Origin of the sequence: Aeromonas sp. 19NY04SH05-1 (assembly GCF_040581895.1) — a bacterium.
GTDB classification, from domain to species: Bacteria; Pseudomonadota; Gammaproteobacteria; order Enterobacterales; family Aeromonadaceae; genus Aeromonas; species Aeromonas enteropelogenes.
The window spans coordinates 3,891,241-3,916,838 of the sequence record NZ_CP095328.1 but is presented as its reverse complement, the minus strand read 5'-3'; the positions used below and the strand labels follow the sequence as shown (position 1 = coordinate 3,916,838).

The window sequence follows — 25,598 nt, the reverse complement described above, 5'->3', positions numbered from 1 at the left end:
GCCGGCGGGCGACGGGTCACAAAAAGAGGAGGGGGCCAGCGGCCCCCGGATGTGCTCATCAGAGCACAGGATTTATTGCAAACACAAGCGCCGCCCCTGGCGGGTCATCAAGACCACCAGTGGTGGCAACAGCAGCCACATGTGCAGGGCCAGCTGATCCAGAGGATCCTGCATCAGGGCGCCGGTGAGGCCGACCAGGGCGCCAGCCCCGCTCATCTGGAACAGGCCGAGCAGGGCGGCGGCGGTACCGGCGCACTGACCGAAGGGGGCCAGCGCCATGCCGGCGGCCGAGCCCAGGATCATGGCAAAGGCGATGCTGGAGAGGAACACGGGGCCCATCATGCCCAGCGGATGGTCAAGATGCATGGTCAGGGTCAGGGTGATGGCCGCCACCAGCAGGGCTAGCAGGCCGATGCGCAGGGTGCGTCTCGGTCCCATTTTGGCAACGCAGCGGGGGGCCAGGAAACAGGCCAGGATGTTCACCGCCGCGTTGGCGGTAAACCAGTAGCTGAAGCCGTTCATGTCCAGCCCCAGCTTCACCATCAGCTGCACCGGTGCGGCGGTGACATAGGCGAGGATCACCGCCATCGCCAGCATGCATTGCGCCGCGTTGAACAGGAAGGTAGGGGATCGCAGCACAGGGCTGTAGCGATCCCAGCTGATGAGAGCTCCCTCGCTGCGGGTATCCTCCGGGCGGGTCTCCGGCATGCGCCACAGCAACCAGCCGCCGACCATCAATGCATATCCGGCCATGAACCAGAAGTTGGCAGACCAGCCCGCCTTGGCGGTGAGCCAGCCACCAAACAGGGGGGCCAGCGCCGGAATGAAGCAGATGGCGCCATTGAGGTAGGAGATCATCTGGCCACTCTTTTTCGGGCCATAGCTGTCACGCACTACTGAGAAGGCCGCGACCGAGGTGGCACAGGCGCCAAAGCCTTGCAGCACCCGAGCCAGCATCAGCTCCCCGAGGCTGGCGGCGAAGCCTGCGCCCAGTGCGCTCAGGCCGTAGAGCAGTACCCCGCCCAGGGCGATGGGCTTGCGGCCGTAACGGTCGGCCAGCGGTCCCACCAGCAGCTGGCCCAGACCCATGCTGAACAGGAACCAGGTGATGGTGCCCTGCATCAGGGTCACTTCTGCGCCCAGCTTTTCCGCCATCTGCGGAATGGCAGGCAGGTAGATGTCGATGGCCAGCGGGCCGAACAGTACCAGAAGTACGAGCAGAAGGATCAAGGGCATCAGCCACCTCATGAAGACAGGAGAAATCGGTTGGTGCGCGAGTCTACTGAGTCACAGTAATGAATAGAAATGGTATTTAATCACTTCGGTTATTCCTGTACGGAAACATGTATTTTTCCGGTAGCAAACAGGGCCTTGTGATGGACCTTGGATGGGGCGGGATTAGTGACAATTGGCGCTTTTACTAAACGGCTGCGACGCATAGAATGCGCAGATTATTTTTGCGGAGGTGTGCGATGAACAAGCTTGTCCTGGCAACAGGGAATCAGAAAAAGGTGAAGGAATTGGCCGCCATGCTGGCCGATATGAAGATCCAGGTGATCCCGCAGAGCGAGTTTGCAGTGTCCGATGCCGATGAGACCGGCACCACCTTCGTCGAAAACGCCATCATCAAGGCCCGCCACGCCGCCCGCATCACCGGACTGCCCGCCGTGGCCGATGACTCCGGCCTCGAAGTGGATCTGCTGCACGGCCGCCCCGGTGTCTACTCCGCCCGTTTCGCCGGCGACAACGCCAGCGACAAGGAGAACATCGACAAGCTGCTGGAGGAGCTCAAGGGGGCGCCTGACTACCTCAAGAGCGCCCGCTTCTGGTGTGTGCTGGTCTATATGCGCCACGCCGACGATCCCACCCCCATCATCTGCCAGGCGAGCTGGGAAGGGATGATCATCGACGAGCCGCGCGGTCAGCACGGCTTTGGTTACGACCCCGTCTTCTTCGTACCGGATCACGACTGCACCGCCGCCCAGATGCCAGGCGATCTGAAGAACCAGCTCAGCCATCGTGGCCAGGCGCTGGCCAAGCTGAAAGAGGCCCTGGCAGCGGCACACTGAGCCCGGGCACGGCGCCGGGATACTCCGGCAAGCATTTCATCTACAATGGGGGCCGTCAGCCCCCGTTTTTATTTTTGATTAGTGGAATCCCCATGCTGCAACTGCCGCCTCTCTCCCTCTATATCCATGTGCCCTGGTGCGTCCAGAAGTGCCCCTATTGCGACTTCAACTCCCACGCCCAGAAGGGAGAGCTGCCTCACCTCGAGTACGTGGCCGCCCTGCTGGAGGATCTGGAGCAGGATCTGAAGTGGGCCCAGGGGCGCCCCCTCTCCTCCATCTTTATCGGCGGCGGGACTCCCAGCCTGCTGACGGTGGCGGCGATGCAGGCGCTGCTGGACGGGGTGCGGGCCCGCATCCCGTTGACGGCGGATTGCGAGATCACCATGGAGGCCAACCCGGGCACGGTGGAGGCGGACAAGTTCGCTGGCTTCCAGCAGGCGGGCATCAACCGTATCTCCATCGGGGTGCAGAGCTTCCAGCAGGAGAAGCTGACCCGGCTCGGGCGCATTCACGGCCCCGAGGAGGCGCGCAAGGCTGCCGCATTGGCCCACGCCATCAAGCTCCCCACTTTCAATCTGGATCTGATGCACGGCCTGCCGGATCAGAGCCTGGACGATGCTCTCTACGATCTGCAGCAGGCCATCGACTGTGCGCCGCCGCACCTCTCCTGGTACCAGCTCACCATAGAGCCGAACACGGCATTCGCCTCCAAGCCGCCCCGGCTGCCGGAAGATGACATCTTGTGGGACATCTACGAGCAGGGCCACGCCATACTCACCGCCAGGGGTTATCGCCAGTACGAGATCTCGGCCTACGCCAAAGAGGGTTATCAGTGTCGCCACAACCTCAACTACTGGCGCTTTGGTGACTATCTGGGGATTGGCTGCGGTGCCCATGGCAAGGTGACGGATCTCGCCAGTGGCCAGATCCTGCGCACCGCCAAGGTGAAGCACCCGAAAGGCTACCTGGATCTCGCCCGTCCCTATCTGGACGAGCAGTGGCAGGTCACCGAGGACGATCTGCCGCTCGAGTACTTCATGAACCGGTTCCGTTTGTTTGAACCGGCTCCCAAGGCGGAGTTCGAAGCCTATACCGGTCTGGCGCTGGAGCGGGTGGAGACGGTACTGGACATCGCCCGGAGCAAGGAGCTTATCGAGGATCTGGGGGAGAGCTGGCAGCTCACCGCCCTCGGCCATCGCTATCTGAACGTGCTGCTGGAACTCTTTATGGACGAATGAGGTAACCGCCTTTAACCAGATGGAACACAAGCGGGGCGCCATGAGCGCCCCGCTTGTTTTGGTTCTAAGAACCTGTTCACTGTCTGTCGCGAGAGGCTGTCAGCAAGGTGAAGAGCAGCGCAGGAACCGGAGAAGTACACATGAGGATTCCGAGCAGCACATGAGCCTTGATCACGGCCTCGCAGCAAGATCGTGGACAGGTTCCAAAGCAGAAACCCGCTCAGCAGCAGACGCCTACCATCTGCTGTTGGCCGGGCTCCCACCGCTTGCCGTGCTTGGCCTTGCGCTGATAGCTGCCCTTGCCCTTCTTGCTCGGTTCGACCCGGGCCTGGAACAGGGGAGAGGTCACCAGTGCCTTGAGGTGGTTGTCCTGAATGATGCCGCGCAGATGTTCGCAGGCGGGCTCGGTGGTGACCCGGGTCACCTTCTTCTTGGCCATATCGGCTCCTTGATGGGATTGTCGTGTTTGCCCATCGCCCCTGCCACCACAGAACCGGGGCAGGCGGCGAAAAAACGTGCCGATTGTGCACCTCTCTCGGCCCACCTGCAAGGGTGCCGGCGGGCTCCTCAGGCCGGTTGATAGACAACCCGCACCAGCCCGCTTGGCAGCACGGTACTGGACACCGGCCTCAGTGCGCTGGGCAGGGATCCAGCAAAGAGCGGCACCCCGCCCCCCAGGGTGACCGGCACCCAGAACAGGATCAGCTCGTCCACCAGCGCGGCCTGCAGCCCCTGCCTGACCACCTCGCCGCCATCCAGATAGAGGTGGCGGCTCCCCTCCTGCCAGAGCGTATCCAGCACCTGTGGCAGCGCCCCCTGCCGGAAGGAGACTCGGTCACGAGAAGCGGCCGGGCGATGGGTCAGCACCACCACGGGCTTGTTCCCGTAGGGTCACTCGGGAAAGGCGCTCACGGTGTCGTAGCTGTTGCGCCCCATCAGCAGGGTGTCTGCACTGGCCATCAGCGCGCTGTAGCCGGTCTCTTCCTGGGAGTCGCCGTAGTAGGGTTCAAGCCAGGTCAGATCGTCCCCCTCCCCGGCAATGAAGCCGTCGAGGGAGAGGGCGAGAAAGGCGGATACCCGGGGCCGGCGCAGCTCAGTGCTCATGATCGTGGTGCTCGTGGCGGGAGGGAGCGCCGGACTCCAGGGTCTCCAGGATGGCGCAGTGCTCCGCCGAGCGCGGGCCACCGCAGCAGATGTTGGAGAGCTCCCGCAGGTTGTCGCGAAAACGGGTCAGCTCGACGATCTTCTGCTCCACCTGTTCGAGCTTGGTGTCGGCCACCGCCTTCACCTCCTGGCAGGTGACCTTGGCCTTGTTGGTGTCGAGGGCGAGCAGCTCGCCGATGTCGGCCAGGGAGAAGCCCACCGACTTGGCGCGGATGATGAACTCCAGTCGCCGTTTGTCCTGCTCGCCGTAGAGGCGATAGCCGGACTCGTTGCGAATGCCCGGCGAGATGAGTCCGTTTTTCTCGTAAAAGCGCAGAGTATCTGCCTTTACCCCGCACGCCTTGGCCAGTTCCCCAATCCGATACATGGCTTGTTCCCCGTTGGATATGCCGCTCAGTAAAAAATCGCCTCCACTATCGCCCCTTTGCCCGTCGATTGCCAGCCAAGGGCGTGAAAGGGACAGATAAAAGTCAGATGAAGGGCATTTTTCCGGTAAAACCCTGAAAGTGAAAACGTTTTGCAAAAATCAACGGGAAAACGTTTAATGCCGCGCCACACAAGGCTTTGTTGTTTTAAAAAATCCCCCACGCGTCACATTTTTTGTGTAGAATACGCGCCCATAAGAGAGCGTCGCGCCAAGCGGGCATTTCTTAAAACACTTTGGCCAGGGACGGGTCTCTGGATAAGAGTGGTTTGCGAAATCCCCCACTTCCATTTATTAGGGGACTCTCTGTGTTGAGCCTCGCCTCCCATGGAACGGTCCCCGTTATGTTGAGGACGATAGTGTGATGGAACAAGCTCGACCCATTCGCCGTGCATTGCTGAGTGTGTCTGACAAGACTGGCATCGTGGAATTTGCCAAGGCACTCAACGAGCGTGGTGTTGCCCTGCTCTCCACTGGCGGTACCGCCAAACTGCTGAGCGACGCGGGTCTGCCGGTGACCGAGGTCTCTGACTATACGGGTTTCCCCGAGATGATGGATGGCCGGGTCAAGACCCTGCATCCCAAGGTTCATGGCGGCATTCTCGGCCGTCGGGATCAGGATGATGCCATCATGGCCCAGCATGCTATCTCCCCCATCGACATGGTTGTCGTCAACCTCTACCCCTTCGCGGCGACCGTCGCCAAGCCTGGCTGTACCTTGGAAGATGCCGTCGAGAACATCGACATCGGCGGTCCGACCATGGTCCGCTCCGCCGCCAAGAACCACAAGGATGTCGCCATCGTGGTCAAGGCTGCCGACTACGACCGCGTCATCCGCGAGATGGATGGCAACGGCAACAGCCTGACCCTTGCCACCCGCTTTGATCTGGCCATTGCCGCCTTCGAGCACACCGCCGCCTACGACGGCATGATCGCCAACTACTTCGGCAGCATGGTGCCCTCTTACGGCGATAACAAGGAGGGTGACGAGGAGTCCCGCTTCCCACGCACCTTCAACAGCCAGTTCATCAAGAAGCAGGACATGCGCTACGGCGAGAACGGCCACCAGGCCGCCGCCTTCTATGCCGAAGTGCACGCGGCGCCGGGCTCTGTCTCCAGCGCAGTCCAGCTGCAGGGCAAGGCCCTCTCCTACAACAACATCGCCGACACCGACGCAGCGCTCGAGTGCGTGAAAGAGTTCAGCGAGCCGGCCTGCGTCATCGTCAAGCACGCCAACCCGTGCGGCGTGGCCATCGGCGACGATCTGCTGGCTGCCTATGAGCGCGCCTGGCAGACCGATCCCACTTCGGCGTTTGGCGGCATCATTGCCTTCAACCGACCACTTGACGGCGCCACCGCCAAAGCCATCGTCGATCGCCAGTTTGTCGAGGTGATCATCGCCCCGACCGTGAGCCAGGAGGCGCGCGATGCCGTCGCCGCCAAGCAGAACGTGCGTCTGCTCGAGTGTGGTCAGTGGACCGCACCGGCGGCCGGTTTCGACATGAAGCGGGTCAACGGCGGTCTGCTGGTGCAGGAGCGCGATCTCGGCATGGTGACCCTGGGTGATCTGACCGTGGTCAGCAAGCGCCAGCCGACCGAGGCGGAACTCAAGGATCTGCTGTTCTGCTGGAAGGTGGCCAAGTTCGTCAAATCCAACGCCATCGTCTACGCCAAAGATGGCCAGACTATCGGCGTCGGCGCCGGCCAGATGAGCCGCGTCTACTCTGCCAAGATCGCCGGCATCAAGGCGGCGGATGAAGGGCTGACCGTGGCGGGCTCCGTCATGGCCTCCGATGCCTTCTTCCCGTTCCGCGACGGTATCGATGCGGCGGCCCAGGCCGGTATCTCCTGCGTCATCCAGCCGGGTGGCTCGATGCGTGACCAGGAGGTGATCGACGCCGCCGATGAACACGGCATGTGCATGGTGTTCACCAACATGCGTCATTTCCGTCATTGATGGGTCAGGGCCGCCTCAGGCGGCCCTTTTGTTGTCTCTTTTCAACTGACTATTTTCACCGGTCGCGGCGCAAGCCGGGGCGGTGACCACAAATAGAAGCGAGCGAAACGATGAAAGTACTGATCATTGGTAACGGTGGCCGTGAACATGCGTTGGCCTGGAAGGCAAAACACTCTCCCCTGGTGAGCCACGTCTTCGTGGCCCCGGGCAATGCGGGCACCCAGCTGGAGCCGGGGATAGAGAACGTGGCCATTGAGGCGACCGACATCGAAGGACTGCTGGCGTTTGCCAAGGCGAAGCAGATCGGCCTGACCATAGTCGGCCCCGAGGCTCCGCTGGTGAAAGGGGTGGTCGATGCCTTCCGCGCCGCCGGTCAGCCCATCTTCGGCCCGACTGCCGCCGCCGCGCAGCTGGAAGGCTCCAAGGCCTTCACCAAGGATTTCCTGGCCCGTCACGCCATTCCTACCGCCGATTACCAGAACTTCACCGAGGTGGAGCCGGCGCTGGCCTACCTGCGCGAGAAGGGCGCACCTATCGTCATCAAGGCCGACGGCCTGGCAGCCGGCAAGGGGGTGATCGTCGCCATGACACTGAGCGAAGCCGAAGAGGCGGTGCGGGACATGCTCTCCGGCAACGCGTTTGGCGATGCCGGTGCCCGGGTGGTGATCGAGGAGTTCCTGGACGGGGAGGAGGCGAGTTTCATCGTCATGGTCGATGGTGAGCACGTGCTGCCCATGGCCACCAGCCAGGATCACAAGCGGGTCGGTGATGGCGATACCGGCCCCAACACTGGCGGCATGGGGGCTTACTCCCCGGCCCCCGTGGTCACCCCCGAGGTGCACCGGCGTGTGATGGAACAGGTGATCATGCCGACCGTACGCGGCATGGCGGCCGAAGGCAACGTCTACACAGGTTTCCTCTACGCCGGCCTGATGATCGACGGCCAGGGCAATCCCAAGGTGATCGAGTTCAACTGCCGCTTCGGCGATCCCGAGACCCAGCCCATCATGCTGCGGATGCAGTCCGACCTGGTGGAGCTTTGCCTGGCGGCCTGCGAGGGCAAGCTGGATCAGAAAGAGGCGCTCTACGATCCCCGCGCCGCCATCGGTGTGGTACTGGCGGCGGGCGGTTATCCCGGCAACTACAGCAGCAACCACCCCATCAGCGGTTTGCCGGTGGATGAGGTCGCGGGCGAGAAGGTGTTCCACGCCGGTACTCGGCTGGAAGGGGATACCAGCCTGACCCAGGGTGGCCGCGTGTTGTGTGCAACCGCCCTCGGCTACACGGTCGCCGAGGCGCAGAAACGTGCCTACCAGCTGGCGGCCCGCATCAAGTGGGATGGGGTTTTCTACCGCAAGGATATCGGCTGGCGTGCCATAGCACGGGAGCAGGATGAGTAATCCCGCCCGTGGCCAGAGTCACGGCATAAAGAGATCAAGGCGCCATTGGCGCCTTGATTTTATTGAGACTCTGGTGATGGTGAGTACGAGCAAGCAATAGCGGTTGCGCTCGCCGGCGGTCAGACGCTGACCTGGCTGATGTCCTCTACCTGCAGCAGCCAGCCTGACGGCTCCTGTTGCGGTTCGCCACTCAGGCGCAGCCGCTCACCACTTTGCACCCACTGCCCCTCGGGCAGGGAGACCAGCAGGCTCTCGCTGCCGTTGTCGAACAGCCAGCGATCATCCCCCAGCGATTCGATCAGATAACCTTCCATCTCCACTCTGGACTCGGCTTGCCAGGATGGCGCAACGGAATCACGGCTCTCGATGAAATCCCCCTGAACACCAAAGCTGGCTAGCCCCCACAGAATGGAGAGCCCGACCAATGATGACTGCATCTTGTCTCTCCTCTTTTGGAACTGCAGGGCCAGTATGGGAAGAGAAAACTGAGCGCACCATGAACAGGTTGGCAAAGTGCAGGCGAGATCGCGAAAAAAACCATTCTGTGGGCAGATTTTGTCATTTTATGATGAATGGATCACACTCGCTGGCGGCTTTAGCTACCATTCGCGCCATTGCCGGGTTATTCAACCCCGTGGCAATGGCGCGCCAGGCCGCATCGACAGGGCCGCTTGGCACTTGCACCCCGGTGTCATAGGGCCTAAGGTGGGCCCCCGTTCATGTTGTCGTATCGCAAGGAGCTTCTCGTATGGCCACTCCCTATCCCCGCGTCGGTGTCGGCGTCATCCTGACCAACAGCCAGGGCCAGGTGCTGCTCGGCAAACGCAAGGGGAGCCACGCCCCTTACTGGTCCATTGCGGGCGGCCATCTGGAGTTGGGAGAGAGCTTCGAGTCGGCAGCCATTCGCGAGGTGGCCGAAGAGACGGGGTTTGTCATCAGCGACCCCAGGGTCATCGCTGTCACCAACAATCTGGAGACCTGGCGCGAGAGCGGGCTGCACTACATCTCGGTCACCCTGCTGGCCGAGGTGGCAGGCGAGCCGCAGTTGCTGGAGCCGGAAAAGTGCGAAGGCTGGGTCTGGTGCGATCCCCGCGCGCTGCCCGAGCCTCATTTCGATGCCAGTCGCCAATCTATCGCTTGCTGGCTGGCGGGGCGCTGCTATCTGCCACAGCCAGGCCAGGAGGCATCATAACCATCGCCTGCCGGCTGACCGTTCACTGCGATTTGCCAGCGGGATCACCCGAATAGTCATAAAACATTCATCCCTTTGTCATATCATCCCGCCAGTGCCTTTTATAACAAGACAGGAGTGGTGGCGTGGGGCAGGTGTTTATTCAGTTTCTGTGGCTTGGTTGCGTCAGTTTCGGTGGGCCGGCCGCCCATATCGGCTATTTTCAGCGCACCTTCGTCGAACGGCTGCGCTGGCTGACCCAGGCCGAGTTCGCCCAGTTACTGGCCCTGTGCCAGCTGCTGCCGGGACCCGCCTCCAGCCAGCTTGGCTTTGCCATCGGCCGCCACCGTGCGGGTCTTGCGGGCGCCCTGGCCGCCTTCATCGGCTTTACGCTCCCCTCCTTTGTGTTGCTGCTGGCCGCCGCCATCGGCGTGGGCCTGCTCACTGACAACCTCTGGCTGGAGGCCGCCCTGCACGGCCTCAAGCTGTTGGCGTTGGTGGTGGTGGCTGATGCCGTGCTCACCATGAGTCGCCAGTTTTGCAAGACGGTACTGCAACAGGGGATCATGGTGGTGACCGCCGCCGCCCTCTGGTGGCAACCCGGCCTCTTGACCCAGCTGGTCATGCTGACGGGCGCGGCCTTGATCTGCGCACGTCAGGGGGAGGGCGCAATGGCGGCGGCACCGCAGGCTGGCGAGCGGCGCCAGCCGCACTGGCCGACCCTGTTGCTGTTTGCCCTGCTGTTCCTCGGTCTGCCACTGCTGGCAACGGATCCCGCCAGCCGTCTGGCCGCCGATTTCTATCAGGCTGGCAGCCTGGTGTTTGGTGGCGGTCACGTGGTGTTACCCCTGCTGCAGGAGAGCGTGGGGCATACCCTCGACCAACAGCAGTTTCTGACCGGCTACAGCCTGGCCCAGCTGGTGCCGGGCCCCATGTTTACCCTGGCCACCTACCTGGGGGCCCAGCTGTTGCCTGCAGCGCCGTTTCCGGGGGCCCTGCTGGCGACGCTGGCCATCTTTCTGCCGGGATTTCTGCTGCTGTGGGCCATGGGGCCCTGCTGGCAGAGTTGGCTGGCCAACCCCAGGTTGGCGGGGGCGGTAACGGGGATCAATGCCGCCGTGGTGGGGTTGCTGCTGGCCGCCCTCTATCAGCCGGTGTGGCAGAGTGCCGTCTTGGCGCCAACGGATCTGGCGCTGGCCGCCATCGCTTTCTATCTGTTGAGGGTCGTGAAGCTGCCCATTCTGGCCATTGCCGGCTTGCTGGTGGGGGCCGCCCTGCTGCTGGCCTGATGGTGGACATGACTGGAGCCCAGTAAAAACGGCGCCCCTGATGTCAGGGGCGCCGTTTTTTATTGCTCGGAATGGCTTGCTCAGCCTTCGGGATCGAAGTCCAGGCTCAGGCTGTTGACGCAGTAACGCTGGCCGGTCTCGGTCGGGCCGTCCGGGAAGACGTGGCCCAGATGGGAGCCGCACTGGCTGCAGGTGATCTCCACCCGTTTCATGCCGTGGCTGTTGTCTTCGGTGTAGGTCACAGTCCCCTCGATGGCCCGGTCGAACGAAGGCCAGCCGCAGCCGGAGTCGAACTTGGCATCCGAGTGAAACAGCACGCTCTTGCAGCAGACGCACAGGTAGTCACCACTCTTACGGTTGTGCAGCAGGGGGCCGCTGTAGGGGCGCTCAGTGCCTTTCTCCCAGCAGACGTGAAACTGCTCGGCGCTCAGCTTGTCGCGCCACTGTTCGGGGTTGTTACTGCTCATTCCGACTCCTCGCCACTGATAACGGTGCCCAGCATAGCGGCTCCGTAAAGCTGACTCCAGCATGCTTGTTATGGTTTGCCCGCATCTGTGATCGGGTTGGCAGGCGGCTCCACCACGGTGGCGGGAAGATGCGCCTCCTCATGAGGCAAGGCTTCTTCTGCCTGCTCATCCCGCACGATCCGTTCCAGCAGCTTGAGGGAGTGGGCCCGGCTGACCGCCACTTGGCGCTTGATGTCGTCAGGCAGGAACGGCAGGCCGTCGTTGGTGGCCGTGTCTATGGTCTGGATCCACTCCATCCCCTCGCCGGGCGGGGGCAGGCGGAACTGGATATCGTAGTCGCTGGCGTTGAACAGCACGTACCAGCGTTCCCCGGGGCAGGTGATCATGCCGATGTCCATGGCAAAGGCCTGACCCATGGGGGCGTGCCAGTCCTGATCGGTGAGCTGATGACCATCCGGGTGATACCAGTTGACCTGATGGCAGCTGGCGGGGGCACCGTTCCAGCTGTCGTCGCTCAACTGCAGATTGGAGAAGACCTCTGACTCCGCCCGCAATGCCATCATCTGCTGAGTGAAGGCAAACAGCCGTTCGTCCTCCGGTCGCCACTGCCAGTTGACCCAGCTTATCTGGTTGTCCTGGCAATAGGCGTTGTTGTTGCCAAGCTGGCTGCGCCCCATCTCGTCACCTGCCAGGAAGTGCGGCGTGCCCTGGGAGAGCAGCAGGGTGGCGATCATGTTGCGCTTCTGCTGCTGGCGCAGGTTGTTGACTCGTGGATCCAGGGTCGGCCCCTCCACGCCGTAGTTGTTGGAGAGGTTGTTGCCGTGGCCGTCCCGGTTGTCCTCGCCGTTGGCCTGATTGTGGCGCTGGTTGTAGGAGACCAGATCCTCCAGTGTGAAGCCGTCGTGATAGCATAGGTAGTTGACGCTGGAGTGGGGCGCGCGCCAGTTCTTCGGGAAGAGATCCCGCGAGCCCACCAGCCGGGTGGCAAAGTCCCCCATCTTGCCTGCATCGCCACGCCAGAAGGCGCGCACCGTGTCGCGATAGCGATCGTTGATCTCCAGCCACTGGCTCGGGAATTGGCCGAGGCGATAACCGAACGGGCCTATGTCCCAGGGCTCGGCGATAAGCTTCACTTGTGACAGCACAGGGTCTGCCATCAATGCCTTGAAGAAGGCCCCCATGGGATCGAACTCGCCCGCCTCTCGCGCCAGTGTCACCGCCAGATCGAAACGAAAGCCATCTACCTGCATCTCGGTGACCCAGTAGCGCAGGGCGTCGAGCACCAGCCTCAGGGTGTTGGGATGATCCAGATTGACGCTGTTGCCACAGCCGGTCACGTTGGCGTGACGGCTGTAGTCGGGGCCGTGCGGGCCCGCCTCGAAGGCGTAGTAGCCCGCATTGTCGAATCCCTTGAGCGACAACATGGGACCGTCGAAGCCCGATTCGGCGGTGTGGTTGTAGACCACGTCCAGGATCACCTCGAGCCCGGCCTTGTGCAGCTCGCGCACCATGGTCTTGAACTCGGTCACCGCCTCGCCGGTATGCGCGCTGTAGCGCGGTTCGGGGGCGAAGAAGGCGACGGGGTTGTAACCCCAGTAGTTGCTGAGCCCCAGTTGCTCGAGCCTGGGTTCGGACATGAAGGCCGCCACCGGCATCAGCTGCACCGAGGTGATGCCGAGGGACTTCATGTGTTCGATCATCAGCGGATGGCTGATGCCAAGATAGGTACCCTGCAGTGCTTTGGGGATCCCCGGATGCTGGCGGGTAAAGCCCTTGACGTGGGCCTCGTAGAGGATGGTACGGGCCGGTTCGATGGCAGGCTTGCCGATCCCCTGCCAGTCGAAAGCGTCATCCACCACCACCGACTTGGCCATCATGGCCGCACTGTCTCCCTGATAGAGGGCGTCGTCCCAGTAGAGGGGACGGCTGAGTGCCCGGGCATAGGGGTCGATCAGCAGCTTGTCCGGATCGAACAGCATCCCCTCCTGGGGCGTGCCATGCACCCGATAACCATAACGCTGGCCGGCTTTTACACCGCGCACATAGCCGAACCGGTACTGGCCGCGTCGGCCAGGCAGTTCGAGCCGTGCCTGTTCCTGCTCGTTGTCGTCAAACAGGCAGAGTTCCACCCTGTCCGACTGGGGGGCCCAGACGCAGAAGTGGCAACCTGCTTCATCAAGACGGGCCCCCAGGGGGTGGCCCGACCCTTTTTCCATCACAAGCATCAGGACTCCTGTTTGATAAACAAGGTCGCCAAAGGCGGCAGATCCAGCACTATGCTGTGCGCCATTCCCTGCCAGGGGGTTGGCTCGGCGGCGAACACCAGACCCACATCATAGTTGCTGCCCCAGTAATACTCGCTGTCGGTGTTGAGCACCACCCGGTAGTGGCCCGCCGCCGGTACGCCGAGGCGATAGTCGGTGCGGGGAACCGGGGTGAAGTTGGCCGCGACCATGATGGCCTGCTCGCCCTCCTTGTCTGCTCGCAGCCAGGCAAAGATGCTGTTGTCGGCATCGTTGTGATCGAGCCAGCGAAAGCCGGTCTGCTCGTAATCGGCCTGATAGAGGGCCGGTTCGTGGCGATAAAGGTGGTTGAGGTCGTGGATCAGCCGCTGCTGGCCGGCATGCTTGGGGTATTGCAGCAGGTGCCAGGGCAACTGGGCATCGTGGTTCCACTCGTTGCTCTGGGCGATCTCGGTGCCCATGAAGTTGAGCTTCTTGCCCGGGTGGGCATACATGAAGCCCATGTAGGCGCGCAGGTTTGCCGCCTGCTGCCACTCATCCCCCGGCATCTTGTAGAGCAATGAGTGCTTGCCGTGCACCACCTCGTCGTGAGAGAGCGACAGAATGAAGTTCTCGTCATAGTGGTACACCATGGAGAAAGTCATGTCGTTGTGGTGATAACGGCGGTGAATAGGCTCTTTTTGCATGTAGGTGAGGGTGTCGTGCATCCAGCCCATATTCCACTTGAAGCCAAAGCCCAGGCCACCCAGGAAGGTGGGGCGCGAAACCCCGGCAAAGGCGGTGGACTCCTCGGCGATGGTCATGGCGTGAGGGTACTTGCCGTACACCTCCTCGTTGGTCCACTTCAAGAGGCTGATCGCCTCGTAGTTGTGGTTGCCGCCATCGACGTTCGGCACCCACTCGCCGGCGTTGCGGGAGTAGTCCAGATAGAGCATGGAGGCGACCGCGTCCACCCGCAGGCCGTCGACGTGGAACTTGTCGAGCCAGTAAAGAGCGCTCGCCACCAGGAACTGGCGCACTGTATCGCGGCCGAAATCGTAGATGTAGGAGTTCCAGTCCGGATGCCAGCCACGGCGCGGGTCCTCGTACTCGTACAGCGGCGTGCCGTCGAAGCGGGCCAGGCCATGGGCATCGGAGGGGAAGTGGGCCGGCACCCAGTCGAGGATGACGCCGATCCCGGCCTGGTGGCACTGATCCACGAAGTATTTGAAATCATCAGCCGTGCCGTAGCGGCTGGTGGGGGAGAACATACCCACCGGCTGATAGCCCCAGGAGCCACTGAACGGGTGTTCGGAGACCGGCAGCAACTCGATGTGGGTGTACTCCATCTCCCGCACATAGTCGACCAGCTCCACCGCCAGTTCGCGCCAGCTCAGGCTGTCGCCGTTGGAGTGGCGCTTCCAGGAGCCGATGTGCAGTTCGTAGATGGAGATGGGCTGCTCGCGCTTGTCGTTGCGCTGGCTCGCCACCCAGTCCGCATCCTGCCACTGGTACTGATCGTGGTCATAGACCACGGAGGCGAACGACGGGTACTGCTCGCAATAGAAGCCCACCGGATCGCTCTTGTGGGGCAGGCGGTTGCCCATGGGGTCTTTGAGTTCGAACTTGTAGCGCTCCCCGGCCTTGAGACCTGGCACGAACAGCACCCAGTGGCCGCACAGACTGCGCTGCATCGGATGGCGGCGGCCATCCCAGAAGTTGAAGTCGCCGATGAGGCTCACCGAGGTGGCGCTCGGCGCATAGACCGCAAAACGTACCCCTTCCACTCGTTGGCCGAGATGTTCCACGGTGCGCAACTGGGCGCCCAGGGTGTGGTAGAGGTTTTCCGGCTGATAGGTCAGTTCGGCGAGCCCTTCCCAGGCGGCGTCCTGTAATTGGTAGGGGTCTATGACGTCGGTGGTGGCATTCGGGTAGCTGACGATCAGCTGGTAGGGGAAGGGGTTCTTGCGGCGGGTGAAAACAGTTTCAAAAAGACCTGTGTCATCGGAGGACGCCAGGGTGGCAACAACTTTGCCCGATTTGAGGTCCCTGACGCGAACTTCGGTGGCATCAGGCAACCAGGCGGTCAGTTTGAGGCCGGGCCCATCCGGATTGGCCTGCAGGCCTAAATGAGAGAAGGGATCGGAACAGCGGGCAGCAACCAAACGTTCAACGAGCATCGAGATTTCCTTTCATGACAGATCATCCGCTCCGGCCAGCGCCGGAGCGGATTGAGGTGAGTCAGCTGTGCGCGACAGCGGCTCAACGACTGGCCTCATCACGGGCACGGCTCATCTGGCCGGCCAGCGCCTTGAGCGCCTCATTGGCAAAAATATCCTCCAGGTCGGCGGAGAGCTTGCGGCGCCAGTTGGGGTATTCGTAACTGGTGCCCGGCACGTTGACCGGCTTGTCCATCTCCAGCCAGTCTTCCAGCTGGGTGCTGAACAGGGCGCAGCTGCCACGGGACATGTGGATCTGCAGGCCATGGTTGAGCTCGGTATTCATGCCAACCCAGTTGACGTCACGGCTGATGTTGTCAGAGATGACATTGTGGGCGTGCAGGCTGTCGAGGATCCGCTGTTTGGCCTGGTGGCGATCAGCATACAGGGTCTTGAGTACGTCTTCATCCGGATACAATCCGAGCTCGCGTCCCAGCGCCAGATCGTCGCAATGCCAGAAGCCCTTGAGGGTCGGCATGTCATGGGTGGTCAGGGCCGACATCGCCTGCTCGGCGTAGTGGGCCGGGGAGATGAAGCCACCGTCCTCCTTGGAGCGCTCGAAGAAGAACACCTTGTAGGAGTGGACGCCGTTCTCCTTCAGGGTCACGTCGATCCCCTCCGGCACAGTGCCGAGATCCTCGCCGATCAGCAGGCACTGATTGCGGTGGGATTCGAGGGCCAGGATGCCGAGCAGGTCGTTGACCGGGTAGTAGATGTAGGCGCCCTTGGCGGCGGACTCTCCGGGCGGTACCCACCACAGGCGCAGCAGTGCCATCACATGGTCGATGCGCAGGGCGCCGCAGGAGCGCATGTTGGCGCGAAACAGATCTACCATCGGCTGATAGGCGGCCTCGAACAGCTGGTTCGGATTCATGGGGGGCAAGCCCCAGTTTTGACCGAGGGGGCCCAGAATATCGGGCGGCGCACCGACCGAAGCTTTCGGGCAGTAGAGATCCTGGTTGGCCCAGATCTCGGTAGAGCCTTCGGAGACACCCACCGCCAGATCCCGGTAGATCCCCATCACCATGCCGGCGGCCTTGGCGCGGGCATCGGCCTGGGCCAGTTGCTCGTCGGCGAGGAATTGCAGATACAGGTAGAAGGCCACATCCTGCTGGTGTTCCGAGGCCCAGGCTGCGACCGCAGGGTTGTGGTAGTCACGGAAGGCCTCGGGCCACACCGGCCAGCCCCAGGCGTTTTCGCCCTTGGCGTAGAAGTGAGCCTGCAGGGCATCGAAGGTGGCCTGTTGTTGCAGACTGTCGCCACCGGCGGCGACAAAGCTGTCGAATGCAGCCTGACGTTCGGCGCTGAGTTTGGCCTGGTCAAACACCTGGCGCAGCATGGCGATCTTGGTTTCGATGACGCCTGTGTAGTCGACGTTCTCTTTGGCGCGCAGCTCGGTCAGGCGCTGCTGGAAGGCGGGGCTTGCCACTTCCGCTTTGAGGCCTGTGTTCCCCTGAAATTCGGGGACGGCTGCCACGTCGATATAGGCGACGTTGAGCCAGCGACGGGATGAAGGGCTATAGGGGCTGGCGCTCTCCGGATTGGCCGGATAGAGGGCATGGATGGGGTTGAGGCCGACGAAGTGGGCCCCCCAGGCGGCCGCTTTCTCGACCAGCTGGCCCAGATCGCTGAAATCACCGATACCCCAGTTATGGCGGCTGCGCAGGCAGTAAAGCTGAACGCTCGGGCCCCATACCTTGCGGCCATTGGCAATGGGGGGCTGCTTGTAGCAAGCCTTGGGCGCGACGATGAGACGCATGGTGGCGAGCGGTTCGTCATTGCCCTCTTCCAGCAGCACCAGCTGGTGGTAACCCAGCTCCGGGGTCATCGCCAGGGGGACGCGATAGGCCTGGCACTCCATCTCCTCGAATTCGGCGACGCCGACCAGCTCGCCCTCGATGGGGCTGAACTGACCGGACAGCACGGCACCCTGCTCCTGCTGGAGCTGCCAGGTGAGGGCGTCATTGACGAATTCGATGGGGAGGCGGACTTCGAGCGTCACCGGCTCGCCGGTGCGTACCACCATCACGGGATCCAGCGCGCGCAGCCAGTGCTGGCGGTGCTCCTGTTCCAGCTGCTCGGTCAGGGCTGCTTCGTCATCGACGCGATAGCCCATGGCGCCCAGCATGGCGGCCTTGCTCTCTTCAGACACCAGGGCCGGTTGGCCCCAGGCATCGACATACTCGCTGGCGATGCCTTTTGCGGCAGCCAGCTGTTCGATCAGGGTGGTCATAGTTTGAGAATTCCCGCTGTGGATTCTATCTATACTATTTTGATTAATTTTTATGAGTGGTACTTGAACAGTGGCTCTTTGGCCATGCTAAACCGCGTTCATTTTTACATATCTGTCGTTATGGTTGTGTGACCGAGTAGGCACTATTGTTGATAATTGCGAAGGGGGCAAACAGGATGTTTTTTTGTCAAAGTACGGTAATCAGTTACATAAACAGAAAATAAATTTCACAGTTTTTCATGATATAGCGCAATTTCGGACCGAATGTTGGTTGACTCACCGTAGAGTTCTAGTAAATTTACAAGCGGAATTTTCTTTGACTACTGAACAGTTAGGTAACTAAATATGACTATCAAAGTAGGTATTAACGGTTTTGGCCGTATCGGTCGTTTCGTATTCCGTCTGGCTTGCGAGCGCAACGACATCGAAGTTGTTGGTATCAACGACCTGATCGACGTTGACTACATGGCTTACATGCTGAAGTACGACTCCACCCACGGTCGTTTCAACGGTACCGTTGAAGTTAAAGACGGCAACCTGGTTGTTAACGGCAAAACCGTACGTGTTACCGCTGAGCGTGACCCGGCCAACCTGCGTTGGAACGAAATCGGTGTTGACGTTGTTGCCGAAGCTACCGGTCTGTTCCTGACCGACGAGACCGCTCGCAAGCACATCGCTGCCGGTGCCAAGAAAGTTGTTCTGACTGGTCCGTCCAAAGACGCTACCCCGATGTTCGTTATGGGCGTTAACCATGCTACCTACGCTGGCCAGGACATCGTTTCCAACGCTTCCTGCACCACCAACTGCCTGGCTCCGATCGCCAAAGTACTGAACGACACCTTCGGTATCGAGTCTGGCCTGATGACCACTGTTCACGCTACCACTGCTACCCAGAAGACCGTTGATGGTCCGTCTGCCAAAGACTGGCGCGGTGGCCGCGGCGCGGCTCAGAACATCATCCCGTCCTCTACCGGTGCTGCCAAGGCTGTTGGCGTAGTTATCCCGGAACTGAAAGGCCTGCTGACCGGTATGGCTTTCCGTGTTCCGACTCCGGACGTATCCGTTGTTGACCTGACCGTTAACCTGAAGAAAGCTGCCACCTACGCAGAAATCTGCGAAGCGATGAAAGCTGCTTCCGAAGGCGCCATGAAGGGCGTTCTGGGCTACACCGAAGACGAAGTGGTTTCTACCGACTTCCTGGGTGAGCGTCAGACCTCCGTATTCGACGCCAAGGCTGGTATCCAGCTGACCGACAAATTCGTTAAAGTTGTATCCTGGTACGACAACGAAATGGGCTACTCCAGCAAGGTTCTGGACCTGATCGCTCACATCTCCAAGTAATTTGGGATGCGCAATCGCGTAGCTTGAAAAAGGCGGCCACTGGCCGCCTTTTTGTTTTTCGGTTCCCATGATGACAGGAGTCCACATGCAATCCATTCGTCCCCTGACCGCCAACTGCCAGCTCGCCAACAATGCGGCCGGTCTGCCCGTTCTCACCATCAGCAATGACTGCGCCAGGGCCGAGATCAGCCTGTTCGGCGCCCATGTGCTGAGTTATCAGCGCCATGGCGAACCCGCCTCCATCTGGTTGAGTGACAAGGCCGTGCTGGATGGCAGCAAGCCGATCCGTGGCGGCATTCCCCTCTGCTGGCCCTGGTTCGGCCCGGCGCCGGCTCGCGTCGGTAGCGGCAAACCCTCCCACGGCTTTGCCCGCACCATCCTCTGGACCCTGGACGGCGTCTCCGATCACGCCGACGGTACCCTGGTGCATCTCTCCCTGCGCGACAGCGAGGCGACCCGCACCCAGTGGGATCACGCCTTCGAGCTGGAGCTGGACGTGCTGGTAGGCAAGGAGCTCTCCCTGGTACTGACCACCCGCAACACCGGCAGTGAGCCTCTCGTCTACAGTGGCGCCTTACACACCTATCTGGCCATCAGCCAGCCGGAAGCCGTCAGCGTCAACGGGCTGGGTGAACCCTATGCCGACAAGTTGACCGGTCAGGATGGCAAGCAGCAGGGGGCCTTGACCCTGAGCGGCCCGCTGGATCGCGTTTATTGGCAGCCCGAGGCGCTGGTCAGCGTCAAGGATGGTGAGCGCGAGATCCGGGTGGTGAGTGGCAACCATGACAGCGTGGTGGTCTGGACTCCCTGGCTGGAAGGGGCCACCGCCATGGCCGACATGAGCGACGACGGCTATCGCACCATGCTGTGCGTCGAAGCGGCCATCGCCGGCGAGGCGGGCGTCACCGTTGCCCCCGACGAGGAGCACAGCCTCTCCACCGTGATCATCTGAGGGTGTGACAGATAAATGAAGAGGGCTCCCGCAGGAGCCCTCTTTGTATTTCGTCATCAGGAGCAATCAGGCATTGCCCTGCGTCTTGAGCTTGAGTTCAGCGGCAAAGTCCAGCATGCGGTCGAGGGGGACCAGGGCCTTGATCCGCAGGGCTTCGTCCACATGGATTTCGTGGCGCTCGGCACCGTCGGTGAGAGCGGACTTGATGGCCACCAGGCCGTTCATCGCCATCCAGGGGCAGTGGGCGCAGCTGCGGCAGGTGGCGCCATCACCACCGGTCGGTGCTTCCACCATCTCTTTCTCCGGACAGGCCTGCTGCATCTTGTAGAAGATGCCCCGATCGGTCGCCACGATGAGCTTCTGCTGGGGCTGCTCCCTGGCTGCCTTGATCAGCTGGCTGGTGGAGCCCACCGCATCGGCCAATTCGATGACAGAGGCGGGGGATTCGGGGTGCACCAGCACGGCGGCATCCGGATTCTGCGCTTTCAGATCGCGCAGAGCGCGGGCCTTGAACTCGTCGTGGACGATGCAGTGCCCCTGCCAGCGCAGCATCTCGGCGCCGGTCTTCTTCTCGATGTAGGCGCCCAGGTGGCGATCCGGGCCCCAGATTATTTTCTTGCCCTGGCTGTCGAGGTGTTCGACGATCTCCAGCGCAATGCTGGAGGTCACCACCCAGTCAGCCCGCGCCTTGACCGCCGCCGAGGTGTTGGCGTAGACCACCACGGTATGGTCGGGATGGGCATCGCAGAAGGCGGAGAATTGCTCGATGGGGCAGCCCAGATCGAGGGAGCACTCGGCCTCCAGAGTCGGCATCAGCACTCGCTTGTGGGGGCTCAGGATCTTGGAGGTCTCCCCCATGAAGCGCACGCCTGCGACGATCAGGGTCTGGGCGGCGTGATCCCGGCCAAAACGGGCCATTTCGAGGGAATCCCCGACGAAACCACCGGTGGCTTCGGCCAGCGCCTGAATCTCGGGATCCGTGTAGTAGTGGGCGACCAGCACGGCCTGACGCTCCTTGAGCAGTGCCTTGATGTCTGCGATCAGGGTCGTCTTCTGCTCGGCGCTCAGGGGAACCGGTTTGGCCGGAAACGGGTAGTCCATCTCGACTACCGGCGGGATACTGCTCAGTGCATTGCTCATTGCGACTGTTCCATCAACGCTTGGAAAGGCAAAAATTATAACCAGAAGCTGGGCACAAACCCATCAACAAATCGGTCCTTGTGCGGCGTTCGACATATCCCTCTGTTATTTCATCGGGCGGGGGAGTCGTCCGTTACTGATGAAGGGCCTCCATGGATATTGACCAACAAAAAGCCCGCGCGATGGCGGGCTTGGTGTCAGTCGTCGAAAGCCATCAGGGGAGGGGCTCGACCAGCAGGATATGGGAGTCATGCCCCGTCACTCTGACCCTGCTGCCTGCCGGGAGTGGCTGGTTGCAGCGCACCGTCCAGACGGTGTCGTCCAGATGGACCCGGCTCGTGCCCTGATTGACATCATCCAGCAGGGTCAGCTCGCGTCCCAGATAGCTCTGCATCCGCTCGTTGATGGGGGCGGCGGCATCCTGGCCCGAGCGATCCCGCTGGTGCTGCCAGCGCCACCAGGCCCAGGTGGTGAGCAGGGATTGCACCGCAAACAGCAGCAGCTGAGCCTGCCAGCCGAAGGGCCACACCAGCAGCAACAGGCCCACCTCCAGCGCGGCGATACCGGTCCAGAGCAGAAAGCCCACCGAGCCCAGCACCTCGATGGCCAGCAGCACGAAACCGAGCCCCAGCCAGTGCCAGTGGGTCAGCCCCTCGAACAGGGCTGTCATGGTTTGCCGCCCTTGCCATCCTTGTTGAACAGCTCGGCCATGCCGGCCACGGCGCCTATCAGGCTGCCCGCCTCCAGCGGCATCATTACCACCTTGCTGTTGGGGCCTTCACCGATGCGGGCCAGCGCCTCTGTGTACTTCTGGGCCACGAAGTAGTTGATGGCTTGCAGATCCCCTTCGGCGATGGCTTTTGACACCATGTGAGTCGCCTTGGCCTCTGCCTCAGCTGCCCGCTCCCGTGCCTCGGCGGCGAGGAAGGCGGCCTGGCGTTCACCCTCGGCCTTGAGGATCTGGGATTGCTTCTCCCCTTCGGCTTTCAGAATTTTGGACTGACGAACCCCTTCGGCTTCCAGTACTTCGGCCCGTTTCTGGCGCTCGGCCTTCATCTGGGCGTTCATCGCTTCTACCAGCGCCAGCGGCGGACGCACATCCTTGATCTCGATGCGGGTCACCTTGATCCCCCAGGGGGCGGTGGCGGCATCCATGGTGCGCAGCAACTTCTCGTTGATGGTGTCGCGCTGGGAGAGCATCTCGTCCAGCTCCATGGCGCCCAGCACGGTACGCATATTGGTCATGGTGAGGTTGCGGATGGCGCTGGTCAGATCGTTCACTTCATAGCCTGCCTTGCGGGCATCCACCACCTGCACGAAGCTGATAGCGTCTATGGTGACGTTGGCGTTGTCGCGGGAGATCACCTCCTGTGCCGGGATGTCCAGTACCTGCTCCATCATGATGATCTTGTGGCCGATGCGATCTATGTAGGGGATCAGCAGGTTGAGACCGGGGGTGAGGGTACGGGTATAGCGGCCGAAGCGCTCCACGGTCCAGTTGTAACCCTGCGGCACTATCTTGATCCCGGCGCTCAGGGTGGCGATCACCAGGAATATGAAAATTCCCAGTACAATCAATGATTCATTCATCATTTGACTCCGTTTCAATGTGTCTCGATAGACTATACCCCGCACGGTGAAAGCACCAGTCACCCGCTGCATGCCGGGTATTTCGCTACCCGCAATCTTCTTTTCTGCACCCTCTATTCAAGGGCATCGCGCTCCCCCTGATTTGCCATCCTGCGGCAAAGCATATTCCCAAAAGATATAAATGAACGTTCTTTATTATTTTATCGCGCTTAGCCATCCCGATAGAGTGCGCTCATCAGGTATGGAGAGATGCAAAATGGATTATTTGCCGATGTTTGCCAGGTTGGAAGGCCGCCCGGTGTTGCTGGTGGGCGGGGGCGAGGTTGCCCTGCGCAAGGCGCGCCTGCTGCTGGCGGCCGGTGCCCGCCTGACTCTGGTCTCTCCCGAGCTCGACCCCGGCTTCCACGAATTTGCCGGCCGCTTCACCCATCTGGCCGAGCGCTTCGCGCCTGCCCATCTGGTAGGGCAGATCCTGGTGGTGGCCGCTACCGATGACCTTGAGGTGAACGCCCAGGTCTATCAGAGCGCCACCGAGCGCGGTCTGTTCGTGAACCTGGTGGATGACCCCGATCGCTCCAGCTTTATCTTCCCCTCCATCATCGATCGCAGCCCCATCGTGGTGGCCGTCTCCAGCGGTGGCAAGGCCCCCGTGCTGGTGCGCCTGTTGCGCGAGCGGCTCGAGAGCCTGCTGCCGCGCCATCTCGGCGGGCTGACCGAGCTCTCCGGCCGGGTGCGTGACAAGGCCAAGCGGGTGCTCTCCTCGATTTCCGATCGTCGCCGCTTCTGGGAGCGCGCCTTTGCCTCCAACACCCTCGCCAGCCTGATTGAGAAAGAGGATTGGCAAGGTGCCGAGCAGTGGCTGAGCGATGGCCTCGACCAGGCAAAAAGCGAAGTAGGAGAAGTAGTGCTGGTCGGCGCAGGCCCCGGCGATCCGGGCCTCTTGACCCTCAAGGCGTTGCAACAGATTCAACAGGCTGAAGTGGTGCTCTACGACCAGCTGGTCTCGCCTGAGATCCTCGATCTGGTGCGCCGTGATGCCACCCTGGTGTCGGTCGGCAAGAAGGCGGGTGCCCACAGCGTGCCGCAGGAGGAGACCAATCGCCTGCTTGTTGAGTACGCCAAGGCAGGCAACCGGGTGGTGCGGCTGAAAGGGGGCGATCCCTTTATGTTTGGCCGGGGTGGCGAGGAGCTGGAAGTGCTGGCCGATGAAGGCATCCCCTTCTCGGTGGTGCCCGGCATCACGGCCGCCGCCGGTGCTACCGCCTATGCCGGCATTCCGCTGACTCACCGTGATTACGCCCAGAGCGCCGTCTTTATTACCGGCCACTGCCAGAAGGAGGGCAAGGAGCCCGACTGGCAGCAGCTCGCCGCTACCAGTCAGACCCTGGTCATCTACATGGGGCTGATGCGCTCCGAGCATATCCAGCAGCAGTTGGTGGATCACGGCCGAAGCCAAGCCACCCCCATCGCCATCATCGAGCGCGGCACCACAGCCCGCCAGCGGGTGCTGACCGGCACTTTGGCCGATTTGGCCGAGCTGGCCAAACAGGCGGTGAGCCCGTCGCTTATCGTCATCGGTGAAGTAGTGGCACTGCGCGAGCGGCTCGCCTGGTTTGGGGAAAAGAGCGGAGAGCTGGGCGGCGAGCAGCTGCGCGCTAACCCGGATCTCGATGGCTGCGACCTCAAGCTGGTGCAGCTGGCCTGACCGAGAAAGAGATATTTGATGCGGCTGCCGGTGCGGCCGCGCACTGAACCACCCAGCGCCCCGAGCAGGCGCATAAGCAATGACCCGAGGACCAACATGGACCGTGAAAGATTGACCCACTTGCAGCAGCTGGAAGCCGAGAGCATCCATATCATCCGCGAGGTGGCTGCCGAATTTGAAAACCCGGTGATGATGTACTCCATCGGCAAGGACTCCTCCGTCATGCTGCATCTGGCCCGCAAGGCCTTCTATCCGGGCAAGATCCCGTTCCCCTTGCTCCATGTCGACACCGACTGGAAGTTCAAGGAGATGATCACCTTCCGCGACGAGACCGCCAAAAAATACGGGCTGGATCTCATCGTCCACAAGAACCCGGAAGGGCTCGCCATGGGCATCAACCCCTTCGTGCACGGTAGTGGCAAGCATACCGACATCATGAAGACCGAGGGGCTCAAGCAGGCGCTGAACAAATACGGCTTCGATGCCGCCTTCGGTGGTGCCCGTCGCGACGAGGAGAAGTCCCGCGCCAAGGAGCGGGTCTACTCCTTCCGTGACAAGTCTCACCGCTGGGATCCGAAGAACCAGCGTCCGGAGCTGTGGCGGGTCTACAACAGCCAGGTCAACAAGGGGGAGAGCATCCGGGTGTTCCCGCTCTCCAACTGGACTGAGCTGGATATCTGGCAATACATCTATCTGGAAAAGATCGACATAGTGCCGCTCTACTTCGCCGCTTACCGTCCGGTGGTGGAGCGCAACGGCATCAAGATCATGGTGGATGACGAGCGCATGCCGCTGACCGCCGAGGATGAGGTGAAGCAGGAGCTGGTGCGTTTCCGCACCCTCGGCTGCTACCCGCTGACCGGGGCCATCGAATCCGATGCCACCACCTTGCCGGAAATTATTGAAGAGATGCTGCTCACCACCTCGAGCGAGCGGCAAGGGCGGCTGATTGACCACGATCAGGCCGGCTCCATGGAGCAGAAGAAGCGTCAGGGATATTTCTAAGGAGTCGTCAGC

General features: G+C 61.7%; 21 protein-coding genes and 1 pseudogene. 10 read left to right on the top strand and 12 right to left on the bottom strand.

Translation table 11 applies throughout. The features are described from left to right. Nucleotides 1–72 precede the first annotated feature (72 nt). Nucleotides 73–1,236: a multidrug effflux MFS transporter gene (locus tag MRK42_RS17940; protein WP_201941642.1), complete on the bottom strand. Its 1,164-nt coding sequence runs from the start codon at nucleotides 1,234–1,236 to the stop codon at nucleotides 73–75. 236 nt (nucleotides 1,237–1,472) lie between these two features. Between MRK42_RS17940 and rdgB the strand changes: the two genes are divergently transcribed. Together rdgB and hemW are read left to right on the top strand one after the other, a co-directional pair. Next, nucleotides 1,473–2,069 carry an RdgB/HAM1 family non-canonical purine NTP pyrophosphatase gene (rdgB, locus tag MRK42_RS17935; protein ID WP_342017727.1) on the top strand — a complete coding sequence of 199 codons (597 nt, stop codon included), beginning with the start codon at nucleotides 1,473–1,475 and terminating at the stop codon, nucleotides 2,067–2,069. Nucleotides 2,070–2,161: 92 nt separating this feature from the next. Further along, nucleotides 2,162–3,307, top strand: coding sequence for a radical SAM family heme chaperone HemW (gene hemW, locus MRK42_RS17930; protein ID WP_354688432.1), 1,146 nt, complete (start codon nucleotides 2,162–2,164; stop codon nucleotides 3,305–3,307). A gap of 220 nt (nucleotides 3,308–3,527) precedes the next feature. Here hemW and MRK42_RS17925 read toward each other — a convergent pair whose 3' ends face one another. The 3 genes and pseudogenes from MRK42_RS17925 to zntR form a co-directional block, all read right to left on the bottom strand. Beyond that, nucleotides 3,528–3,746 (bottom strand): ribosome alternative rescue factor ArfA, encoded by a 219-nt coding sequence (locus MRK42_RS17925; RefSeq protein ID WP_354688431.1) that lies wholly within the window; start codon nucleotides 3,744–3,746, stop codon nucleotides 3,528–3,530. Between the two features lie 128 nt (nucleotides 3,747–3,874). Beyond that, nucleotides 3,875–4,411 (bottom strand): annotated as a pseudogene (locus MRK42_RS17920) (dihydrofolate reductase family protein). Further along, the gene (gene zntR, locus MRK42_RS17915; RefSeq protein ID WP_354688430.1) at nucleotides 4,401–4,838 is read right to left on the bottom strand and encodes a Zn(2+)-responsive transcriptional regulator; all 438 of its coding nucleotides are present in this window, start codon (nucleotides 4,836–4,838) and stop codon (nucleotides 4,401–4,403) included. The pseudogene MRK42_RS17920 and the gene zntR overlap by 11 nt, the downstream one beginning before the upstream one ends. A gap of 421 nt (nucleotides 4,839–5,259) precedes the next feature. On the opposite strand from zntR, the gene purH reads away from it, so the two are divergent. Both purH and purD read left to right on the top strand, forming a co-directional pair. After that, a complete protein-coding gene (purH, locus tag MRK42_RS17910; protein WP_354688429.1) occupies nucleotides 5,260–6,852 on the top strand; it encodes a bifunctional phosphoribosylaminoimidazolecarboxamide formyltransferase/IMP cyclohydrolase in 1,593 nt (530 codons plus the stop codon). Nucleotides 6,853–6,962: 110 nt separating this feature from the next. Further along, the gene (purD, locus tag MRK42_RS17905; RefSeq protein ID WP_042026979.1) at nucleotides 6,963–8,252 is read left to right on the top strand and encodes a phosphoribosylamine--glycine ligase; all 1,290 of its coding nucleotides are present in this window, start codon (nucleotides 6,963–6,965) and stop codon (nucleotides 8,250–8,252) included. Nucleotides 8,253–8,371: 119 nt separating this feature from the next. On the opposite strand, the gene MRK42_RS17900 is transcribed toward purD, so the two are convergent. After that, nucleotides 8,372–8,689, bottom strand: coding sequence for a hypothetical protein (locus MRK42_RS17900; protein ID WP_026456812.1), 318 nt, complete (start codon nucleotides 8,687–8,689; stop codon nucleotides 8,372–8,374). Between the two features lie 311 nt (nucleotides 8,690–9,000). Here MRK42_RS17900 and MRK42_RS17895 point away from each other — a divergent pair, with 311 nt between their 5' ends. Together MRK42_RS17895 and chrA are read left to right on the top strand one after the other, a co-directional pair. Beyond that, nucleotides 9,001–9,444 carry an NUDIX hydrolase gene (locus MRK42_RS17895; protein WP_201979451.1) on the top strand — a complete coding sequence of 148 codons (444 nt, stop codon included), beginning with the start codon at nucleotides 9,001–9,003 and terminating at the stop codon, nucleotides 9,442–9,444. Between the two features lie 125 nt (nucleotides 9,445–9,569). After that, nucleotides 9,570–10,712 (top strand): chromate efflux transporter, encoded by a 1,143-nt coding sequence (gene chrA / locus MRK42_RS17890; RefSeq protein WP_354688428.1) that lies wholly within the window; start codon nucleotides 9,570–9,572, stop codon nucleotides 10,710–10,712. 80 nt (nucleotides 10,713–10,792) lie between these two features. On the opposite strand, the gene msrB is transcribed toward chrA, so the two are convergent. From msrB to malQ, 4 genes are all read right to left on the bottom strand, one after another. Continuing rightward, nucleotides 10,793–11,179 carry a peptide-methionine (R)-S-oxide reductase MsrB gene (gene msrB, locus MRK42_RS17885; RefSeq protein WP_354688427.1) on the bottom strand — a complete coding sequence of 129 codons (387 nt, stop codon included), beginning with the start codon at nucleotides 11,177–11,179 and terminating at the stop codon, nucleotides 10,793–10,795. Between the two features lie 68 nt (nucleotides 11,180–11,247). Next, nucleotides 11,248–13,404: a glycogen debranching protein GlgX gene (gene glgX, locus MRK42_RS17880; protein WP_354688426.1), complete on the bottom strand. Its 2,157-nt coding sequence runs from the start codon at nucleotides 13,402–13,404 to the stop codon at nucleotides 11,248–11,250. Then, nucleotides 13,404–15,581 (bottom strand): 1,4-alpha-glucan branching protein GlgB, encoded by a 2,178-nt coding sequence (gene glgB, locus MRK42_RS17875; protein ID WP_354688425.1) that lies wholly within the window; start codon nucleotides 15,579–15,581, stop codon nucleotides 13,404–13,406. The genes glgX and glgB overlap by 1 nt, the downstream gene beginning before the upstream one ends. 82 nt (nucleotides 15,582–15,663) lie before the next feature. Further along, on the bottom strand, nucleotides 15,664–17,853 hold the full coding sequence (malQ, locus tag MRK42_RS17870; RefSeq protein ID WP_354688424.1) for a 4-alpha-glucanotransferase: 2,190 nt from the start codon (nucleotides 17,851–17,853) through the stop codon (nucleotides 15,664–15,666). Nucleotides 17,854–18,198: 345 nt separating this feature from the next. On the opposite strand from malQ, the gene gap reads away from it, so the two are divergent. Together gap and MRK42_RS17860 are read left to right on the top strand one after the other, a co-directional pair. Then, a complete protein-coding gene (gene gap / locus MRK42_RS17865; protein ID WP_026457038.1) occupies nucleotides 18,199–19,194 on the top strand; it encodes a type I glyceraldehyde-3-phosphate dehydrogenase in 996 nt (331 codons plus the stop codon). Between the two features lie 85 nt (nucleotides 19,195–19,279). Further along, nucleotides 19,280–20,146: a D-hexose-6-phosphate mutarotase gene (locus MRK42_RS17860; RefSeq protein WP_354688423.1), complete on the top strand. Its 867-nt coding sequence runs from the start codon at nucleotides 19,280–19,282 to the stop codon at nucleotides 20,144–20,146. A gap of 66 nt (nucleotides 20,147–20,212) precedes the next feature. Here the strand turns inward: MRK42_RS17860 and nadA are convergent, their stop codons facing one another. The 3 genes from nadA to MRK42_RS17845 form a co-directional block, all read right to left on the bottom strand. Further along, nucleotides 20,213–21,286 carry a quinolinate synthase NadA gene (gene nadA / locus MRK42_RS17855; RefSeq protein WP_354688422.1) on the bottom strand — a complete coding sequence of 358 codons (1,074 nt, stop codon included), beginning with the start codon at nucleotides 21,284–21,286 and terminating at the stop codon, nucleotides 20,213–20,215. A 214-nt stretch (nucleotides 21,287–21,500) separates the two neighbouring features. Beyond that, nucleotides 21,501–21,956, bottom strand: coding sequence for an NfeD family protein (locus MRK42_RS17850; protein ID WP_224210367.1), 456 nt, complete (start codon nucleotides 21,954–21,956; stop codon nucleotides 21,501–21,503). Next, nucleotides 21,953–22,876 carry an SPFH domain-containing protein gene (locus MRK42_RS17845; RefSeq protein WP_042026963.1) on the bottom strand — a complete coding sequence of 308 codons (924 nt, stop codon included), beginning with the start codon at nucleotides 22,874–22,876 and terminating at the stop codon, nucleotides 21,953–21,955. The genes MRK42_RS17850 and MRK42_RS17845 overlap by 4 nt, the downstream gene beginning before the upstream one ends. A 256-nt stretch (nucleotides 22,877–23,132) precedes the next feature. Between MRK42_RS17845 and cysG the strand changes: the two genes are divergently transcribed. Then, on the top strand, nucleotides 23,133–24,581 hold the full coding sequence (gene cysG / locus MRK42_RS17840) for a siroheme synthase CysG (protein ID WP_354688421.1): 1,449 nt from the start codon (nucleotides 23,133–23,135) through the stop codon (nucleotides 24,579–24,581). Between the two features lie 96 nt (nucleotides 24,582–24,677). Beyond that, complete coding sequence (gene cysD / locus MRK42_RS17835) at nucleotides 24,678–25,586, top strand: sulfate adenylyltransferase subunit CysD (protein ID WP_354688420.1); 909 nt, start codon at nucleotides 24,678–24,680, stop codon at nucleotides 25,584–25,586. Nucleotides 25,587–25,598: the final 12 nt, after the last annotated feature.